7 protein-coding genes and 1 pseudogene are annotated in these 6,511 nt (G+C 64.1%); 4 read left to right on the forward strand and 4 right to left on the reverse strand.

The genetic code is table 11. The features are described from left to right. Positions 1 to 30: 30 nt before the first annotated feature. The 4 genes from kynA to PHA8399_RS01720 form a co-directional block, all read right to left on the reverse strand. On the reverse strand, positions 31 to 864 hold the full coding sequence (gene kynA, locus PHA8399_RS01705) for a tryptophan 2,3-dioxygenase (RefSeq protein ID WP_058284464.1): 834 nt from the start codon (positions 862 to 864) through the stop codon (positions 31 to 33). A gap of 148 nt (positions 865 to 1,012) precedes the next feature. Next, positions 1,013 to 2,206, reverse strand: a complete 1,194-nt coding sequence (gene kynU, locus PHA8399_RS01710; RefSeq protein ID WP_058284465.1) for a kynureninase — start codon at positions 2,204 to 2,206, stop codon at positions 1,013 to 1,015. An 80-nt stretch (positions 2,207 to 2,286) separates the two neighbouring features. Then, positions 2,287 to 2,664, reverse strand: a complete 378-nt coding sequence (locus tag PHA8399_RS01715; RefSeq protein ID WP_058284466.1) for an MmcQ/YjbR family DNA-binding protein — start codon at positions 2,662 to 2,664, stop codon at positions 2,287 to 2,289. After that, positions 2,664 to 3,416 carry an SDR family NAD(P)-dependent oxidoreductase gene (locus PHA8399_RS01720; RefSeq protein WP_058284498.1) on the reverse strand — a complete coding sequence of 251 codons (753 nt, stop codon included), beginning with the start codon at positions 3,414 to 3,416 and terminating at the stop codon, positions 2,664 to 2,666. Before PHA8399_RS01720 ends, PHA8399_RS01715 begins: the two co-directional genes overlap by 1 nt. 146 nt (positions 3,417 to 3,562) lie before the next feature. Between PHA8399_RS01720 and PHA8399_RS01725 the strand changes: the two genes are divergently transcribed. The 4 genes and pseudogenes from PHA8399_RS01725 to PHA8399_RS01740 form a co-directional block, all read left to right on the forward strand. Then, positions 3,563 to 4,513, forward strand: a complete 951-nt coding sequence (locus PHA8399_RS01725) for an MBL fold metallo-hydrolase (protein ID WP_058284467.1) — start codon at positions 3,563 to 3,565, stop codon at positions 4,511 to 4,513. 224 nt (positions 4,514 to 4,737) lie between these two features. Then, positions 4,738 to 5,187, forward strand: coding sequence for a methyltransferase family protein (locus PHA8399_RS01730; RefSeq protein WP_058284468.1), 450 nt, complete (start codon positions 4,738 to 4,740; stop codon positions 5,185 to 5,187). Between the two features lie 137 nt (positions 5,188 to 5,324). Next, positions 5,325 to 5,744 carry a hypothetical protein gene (locus PHA8399_RS01735; protein WP_439330514.1) on the forward strand — a complete coding sequence of 140 codons (420 nt, stop codon included), beginning with the start codon at positions 5,325 to 5,327 and terminating at the stop codon, positions 5,742 to 5,744. Beyond that, a pseudogene (locus PHA8399_RS01740) lies at positions 5,707 to 6,511 on the forward strand (Re/Si-specific NAD(P)(+) transhydrogenase subunit alpha); the annotation flags it as partial. The gene PHA8399_RS01735 and the pseudogene PHA8399_RS01740, both read left to right, overlap by 38 nt.

Genomic DNA, 6,511 nt, shown 5'->3' on the forward strand with positions numbered 1-6,511 from the left:
GCGGGCCGGACGCGCCTAGCCGCGCGTTCGTTACAGTTCGGTGCGCAGGTGCCAGAGCTCGGGGAACAGCTCCACCTCCAGCATCCGTTTCAGATAGCTGACGCCGCCGGTGCCGCCGGTGCCGCGCTTGAAGCCGATGACGCGCTCCACCGTGGTCACATGGTTGAAGCGCCAGCGGCGGAAGTAATCCTCGAAATCCACCAGCTTCTCGGCCAGCTCATACAGCTCCCAATGGGTTTCGGTGTCGCGGTAGACTTCGGTCCAGGCGGCCTGCACGGCCTCATGCGGCACATAGGCTTCGGACACATCCCGGTTCAGCACTTCCTCCGGCAACGGGAAACGTTGCGACAGAGCTTTCAAAGCCACGTCGTAGAGCGAGGGCTGTGCCAGCTCGGCTTCCAGCAGGGCCAGGATGTCCGGACGGTGGGAGTGCGGGCGCAGCATCGCCTTGTTGCGGTTGCCCAGCATGAATTCGATCTGCCGGTACTGGTGCGACTGAAAGCCGGAGCTTTGGCCCAGCTCATCCCGGAACGCGGTGTAATCCGAGGGCGTCATGGTGCGCAACACGTCCCAGGCGGAGTTCAGCTGCTCAAAGATGCGCGCCACACGGGCCAGCATCTTGAAGGCATGGTGCGCCTTGCCGGCCAGCAGCTGTTCGCGGGCGGCGGTCAGTTCGTGAATGGCCAGCCGCATCCACAGCTCAGAGGTCTGGTGCTGGATGATGAACAGCATCTCGTCATGGGTATCGGTCCATGTCTTCTGCGCGTTCAGCAGCATGTCGAGCGACAGGTAATCGCCATAGGACATGCGCCCGTCAAAGGACATCTGGGCGCCGTCGTCGGCGGGATCATAGGGTTGGGTCATCGTAGCGTTCCTTTTCCTTAGGGCAGTATATGTCAGGGAAAGGAATGCGTCCTCCGGTTCAGGGTGCCGCACTGGGCCAGGCGGCGCCACAGCGCGACCCAGCCCGCCGGGCGGCAAAGCGGCAGGTGATATGAGCGTGTGCGGCGCATCAGGTGACCGCGTGGCGGACCATGTATTCCGGGCGGTCCCACGAAGCGTTTGCCATCACATCGGCGATGATCTCCACCGCGGCGCGCACGTCGCCCTCGTCGATGTAGAGCGGGGTAAAGCCGAAGCGCATGATGTCCGGTGCCCGGAAGTCGCCGATCACGCCGCGGGCAATCAGCGCCTGCATCGCGGCATAGCCCTCGTCGAATTTGAACGACACCTGGCTGCCGCGGAACGCCGGATCGCGGGGCGAGGCCAGCTCAAGCTGCGGGCAGGTCCGTTCCACCCCGGCGATGAACAGATCGCACAGTTCGATGGACTTGGCGCGCACGCTGTCCATGTCCGCCTTGTCCCAGATGTCCATCGCCGCCTCCAGCGCGGTCAGCTGCAGGATCGGCGGGGTGCCGACCCGCATCCGGTCGATGCCGCTGCCGGGCCGGTAGTCGAGGTCAAAAGCAAAGGGGGCTTCATGTCCCAGCCAGCCCGACAGGGCGGGACGGGCGGTCGCTGCGTGACGCGGCGAGACATAGATGAAGGCCGGCGCGCCGGGGCCGCCATTGAGGTATTTGTAGGTGCAGCCGACCGCGAAATCCGCGCGGCAGCCGGCCAGATCCACCGGAATGGCGCCTGCCGAATGGGCCAGATCCCAGACCGTCAGCACGCCATGGGCATGGGCCTTTTCGGTCAGCGCCTTCATGTCGTGCTTGCGGCCGGTGCGGTAATCCACCTCGGTGATCATCAGCACCGCGATTTCCTCGGTGATAGCATCCTCGACCGCCTCCGGGTCGACCACCCGCAGCTCATAGTCCGGCCCCAGCGATTTCAGCAGCCCGCTGGCCATGTAGAGGTCGGTTGGAAAGTTGCCATTGTCCGACAGCACCACCTTGCGGCCCGGATTCAGCTCCAGCGCTGAGGCAACCGCCTGGTAGACCTTGATCGACAGCGTGTCGCCCATAACCACATGGCCCGGCTCCGCCCCGATCAGCCGCCCGATGCGGTCCCCCAGCGCCTTGGGCTTGTCCATCCAGCCGGCCTTGTTCCAGCCGGTGATCAGCATCTGCCCCCATTCGTCCTGCATCATCGCACCGACGCGCTCCTTTGCAGCGCGCGGCAGCGGACCCAGCGAGTTGCCGTCCAGATAAATCACGCCCTCAGGCAGGTCGAACATCGCCTTGGTTGCGGCAAAATCGGTCATCGGGGCCTCGCGTGCAGTGGGTATTTTAAGCTTGAAGCTTTCCGCGAGTGCTACCGCATCCGCGCCTTTCTGTCCAGTGCCTAGGGCTTGGCCGGCTGCGGGTCCGGGATACCCAACTCGGCGCGCTTCTTTTTGGACAGATTCGCAGTGATCATCTGATAGGACAGGGTGATCTGGTCCTTCAGCTCCGCGTCGGTGAGGCCATTGTCGTCAAATTGCTGCAGCCATTTCATTCCGCGCGAGGCCAGATAGGGCGCCGGGCGGATGCCGGGGCGCTCCTGCAGCACTTCAAAGGCGATATCGCCGGCTTTGAAGGTGAAGGCATCCCTGCCGTCAGCCCAGCCGCAGACCGCAAACAGCTTGCCACCCGCCTTCCAGACGTCCGAATTGCCCCATTGCACCACGTGTTCCGCTGCTGGAAAGGTGGCGCAGAAGACGTTGAAGGCCTCCCGGTCCATCAGGTCTGCCCGCCTGCGATTTCAATGCACTGCCCGTTCACCGACCCCGACCCGGGCCCGCACAGCCACAGCGCAGCGGCGGCGACCTCGCTGGGTTCGATCAGCCGCTTGTGGCGGTTGGCGTTCACCATCACGTCCATTGCTTCCACCGCGCTCATGCCTGCGCGCTGCGAGATCGCCGTGACATTGCGCTCGACAATCGGGGTGTCGACATAACCCGGGCACAGCGCGTTGAAGGTGAACGGCGTGCCCAGATAGTCCTCGCTCAGCGCCCGGGTCAGCCCGATCATCCCGTGTTTGCTGGCAGAGTAGCAGGCCGCCCCCTTGAGCCCCCTCAGCCCGGCGATGGAGGACACGGTGATCACCCGCCCCCAATCGGTCTCCCGCATCGACTTGAAACAATCCCGGATCGTCAGAAAGGCACCGTCCAGGTTGGTCGCCATCATGTTGCGCCAAAACTCCATCGAGGTCTTGTGCAGCGCAGCACCCTCGGCAACACCTGCATTGGCAACACAGATCTGAACCGCTCCGCGCGCCGCCACCGCAGCCTCCACCTTGGCCGCCACGTCCGCCTCGCTGCGCACATCCATCGCCAGCGGATGCAGGCCCCCAGTGGCAACCTCCTCCAGGACCTGCTGCCTGCGCCCGGTGATGGTGACTTGCGCGCCCTCAGCGGCCAAAGCCTGGGCAATCGCCAGCCCGATGCCGGTGCCGCCGCCAGTGACCAGCGCGTGTTTGCCTTGCAATGCCATCATGCTCAATCCTCCCTGTTTTGCAGGCAGCCTAACCGGGCCGGTGCCTCTGGCAACCCCGCCGTGCCGTCACGACGCACACGCAGGGCGTTTACAGTCATATTCACATGTGTGAATGTCGCTGCAGACCTTCAGGGAGATTTCCGATGAAAGCCATTGCCGCCCTCAGCGCCGCCTTGCTGATGCCCCTTGCCGCCCACGCCAGCGAGGACATCGCCGACCAATACCCGCAGTCCGAGCTTTACTCCAAACCGGTGGAGGTCATCCCGCATGTCTTCTCCGCCATTGGCGCCACCGCGCCGCCGACCTATGAAAACGCAGGCCATAACAACAACCTCTCCTTCATCGTGACCTCCGAAGGCGTGATGGTGATAAATGCCGGTGCCTCTGATGCGCTCGCCAAGGCGCTGCACGACGAAATCAAGCAGGTGACGGATCAGCCGGTGGTGCTGGTGATCAACGAAAACGGGCAGGGCCATGCCATGCTTGGCAACGGCTACTGGCGGGACCAGGGGGTGGATGTGCTGGCCCATGCCGAGGCGATTGCCGAGACGCAGGAAAACAGCGACCTGATCCTGCAGCGGATGCGCGGCTACAACAAGGACCGGGCCGGGGAGACGCGGGTGGAACACGCCAACCTGTCGTTCGAGGACCGCTATGACCTCTCCCTGGGGGGGGTGGAGATGCAGGTGCTGCACCTGGGGCCGGCGCATGACCCGGGCGACATTCAGGTCTGGATCCCCGCGTGGGATCTGCTGATTGCCGGCGACATCGCCTTTCACGAGCGGATGCTGCCCATCTTTCCGCACACCTGCACCAAATGCTGGATCGAAACCTGGCAGGACAAGCTGGAGCCGCTTGACCCCGCCTATGTGATCCCGGGCCACGGCCACCCGACCAATTTGCCGCAGGTGCGCCGTTTCACCCTAGACTACCTGACGGATCTGCGGGCCAAGGTCGGCGCCCACATCGAAGCGGGCGGAGACCTCGCCAGCGCTTACTATGTTGACCAGGAGCAGTGGAAGTCCCTCGATACCTTCGAAGAGCTGGCGACCAAGAACGCGGGCCGGGTTTTTGAGGAAATGGAGTGGGAGTGAGCCGGTCCCGCTGCGGTACACAAAAATATACTTAGGCAAACCGGTGAATTTGTGCAGGATCATGCCGCAAGCCGGAACGGATTCGTCGTTTCTGCGGCACGAGGGGCATTTTGTCCTTTTCTAACAGTCCCGGCCGAACCGGTCTGGACGGCCAGGACGGATAAGGGAAAACTGCCCGCGATGTGCATGAATTCCGGACATATTCTGCAAGGAGGCGGGGCCTGATGCGGTGGCTGGATGTGCCGCCTGTGTGGCTTGCGGGCGGTGTGCTGATCGCATGGCTGCAAGCGCGGCATTTTTCGCTTGGGCTCTCTTTCGGCGGCGCCTGGGCAGAGTTTCTGAGCGGCGTCCTCCTGGGCGGCGGCCTGTTGCTGGCTTTGCTCGCCATCGCCGAGATGCGGCGGCAAAAGACCACGGTCCTGCCGCACCAGACGCCCAGCCGCCTGGTGCAGTCGGGCATCTTCAGCCGCAGCCGCAACCCGATCTACCTGGGCGATGTGCTGATCCTGGCGGGCCTCATCCTCTGGTTCGATGCGGTGCTGTCGCTGCCGCTGATCCCGGTTTTCCTCTGGCTGCTGGAGAAACGCTTTGTCATCCCGGAGGAAGACAGAATGCGCCGGACGTTCCGCGCCGACTGGGCCCGGTACGAGCGGAAAGTGCGCCGCTGGATCTGACCGGAACGCGGCGTTGCGGCATGACTTTGCGGCAACGCAGCAAAATCCTTGCGCAACAATCTTGCGCATTGTAGAGAAAATCATTGTGATCCGTACCCAGGGCATGCTGGCACGGGCAGGACGAGGGGACCGACAAGGTGAAAATAGGGACACCAAAAGAAACATTTCCGGGCGAAAACCGCGTTGCGATGACGCCGGACTCTGCGCGGCAGTTGCAGAAGCTGGGGTATGAGTGCGCCATTGAAATCGGGGCCGGGGCGGCGGCGGGGTTTTCCGATGCCGCCTATGAGGCGGCCGGGGTCGAGGTCATCAAGACACCGGCGGCGCTGTGGAAGGCCGCCGATATCGTCGCCAAGGTGCGCCAGCCCGATGCCGCCGAGCTGAAGCGGCTGACCAAGGGCAAGACGCTGATTTCCTTCTTCAATCCGGCCGGAAACGAAGACGGCATGGCGCTGGCCAAATCCAAGGGCGCCAATGTGATCGCCATGGAAATGGTGCCGCGGATCTCCCGCGCGCAGGGCCGGGGCGGCGGCGGGGTTTTCCGATGCCGCCTATGAGGCGGCCGGGGTCGAGGTCATCAAGACACCGGCGGCGCTGTGGAAGGCCGCCGATATCGTCGCCAAGGTGCGCCAGCCCGATGCCGCCGAGCTGAAGCGGCTGACCAAGGGCAAGACGCTGATTTCCTTCTTCAATCCGGCCGGAAACGAAGACGGCATGGCGCTGGCCAAATCCAAGGGCGCCAATGTGATCGCCATGGAAATGGTGCCGCGGATCTCCCGCGCGCAGAAGATGGATGCGCTCAGCTCCATGGCCAATATTGCGGGCTACCGCGCGGTGATCGAGGCAGGCAACAACTTCGGCCGCTTCTTCACCGGCCAGATCACCGCCGCAGGCAAGGTGCCGCCCGCCAAGGTGCTGGTGGTCGGCGCCGGCGTCGCGGGTCTGGCCGCCATCGGCACCTCGACCTCGCTGGGCGCCGTCACCTATGCTTTCGACGTGCGCCCGGAAGTGGCCGAGCAGGTGGAATCGATGGGCGCCGAGTTCGTCTATCTCGACTTCGAGGAGGACCAGCAGGACGGCTCCGCCACCGGCGGCTATGCGGCTGTGTCCTCTCCGGAATTCCGCGAAGCGCAGCTCGCCAAGTTCCGCGAGCTGGCGCCGGAGATGGACATCGTCATCACCACCGCGCTGATCCCGAACCGCGACGCGCCCAAGCTGTGGCTTGCCGACATGGTCGCGGCAATGAAGCCCGGGTCGGTCATCGTCGACCTGGCCGCCGAGCGCGGCGGCAATGTGGAAGGCACCGTGAAGGACGAGAAGGTGG

The sequence above is a fragment of the Leisingera aquaemixtae genome (assembly GCF_001458395.1).
Classification (GTDB): domain Bacteria; phylum Pseudomonadota; class Alphaproteobacteria; order Rhodobacterales; family Rhodobacteraceae; genus Leisingera; species Leisingera aquaemixtae.

What these genes read in the sequence shown, in the direction of transcription:
- kynA (WP_058284464.1), bottom strand. Translation starts at nt 864, where the DNA reads ATGACCCAACCCTATGATCCCGCCGACGACGGCGCCCAGATGTCCTTT.
- PHA8399_RS01730 (WP_058284468.1), top strand. Translation starts at nt 4,738, where the DNA reads ATGCGGTGGCTGGATGTGCCGCCTGTGTGGCTTGCGGGCGGTGTGCTG.
- kynU (WP_058284465.1), bottom strand. Translation starts at nt 2,206, where the DNA reads ATGACCGATTTTGCCGCAACCAAGGCGATGTTCGACCTGCCTGAGGGC.
- PHA8399_RS01725 (WP_058284467.1), top strand. Translation starts at nt 3,563, where the DNA reads ATGAAAGCCATTGCCGCCCTCAGCGCCGCCTTGCTGATGCCCCTTGCC.
- PHA8399_RS01720 (WP_058284498.1), bottom strand. Translation starts at nt 3,416, where the DNA reads ATGGCATTGCAAGGCAAACACGCGCTGGTCACTGGCGGCGGCACCGGC.
- PHA8399_RS01715 (WP_058284466.1), bottom strand. Translation starts at nt 2,664, where the DNA reads ATGGACCGGGAGGCCTTCAACGTCTTCTGCGCCACCTTTCCAGCAGCG.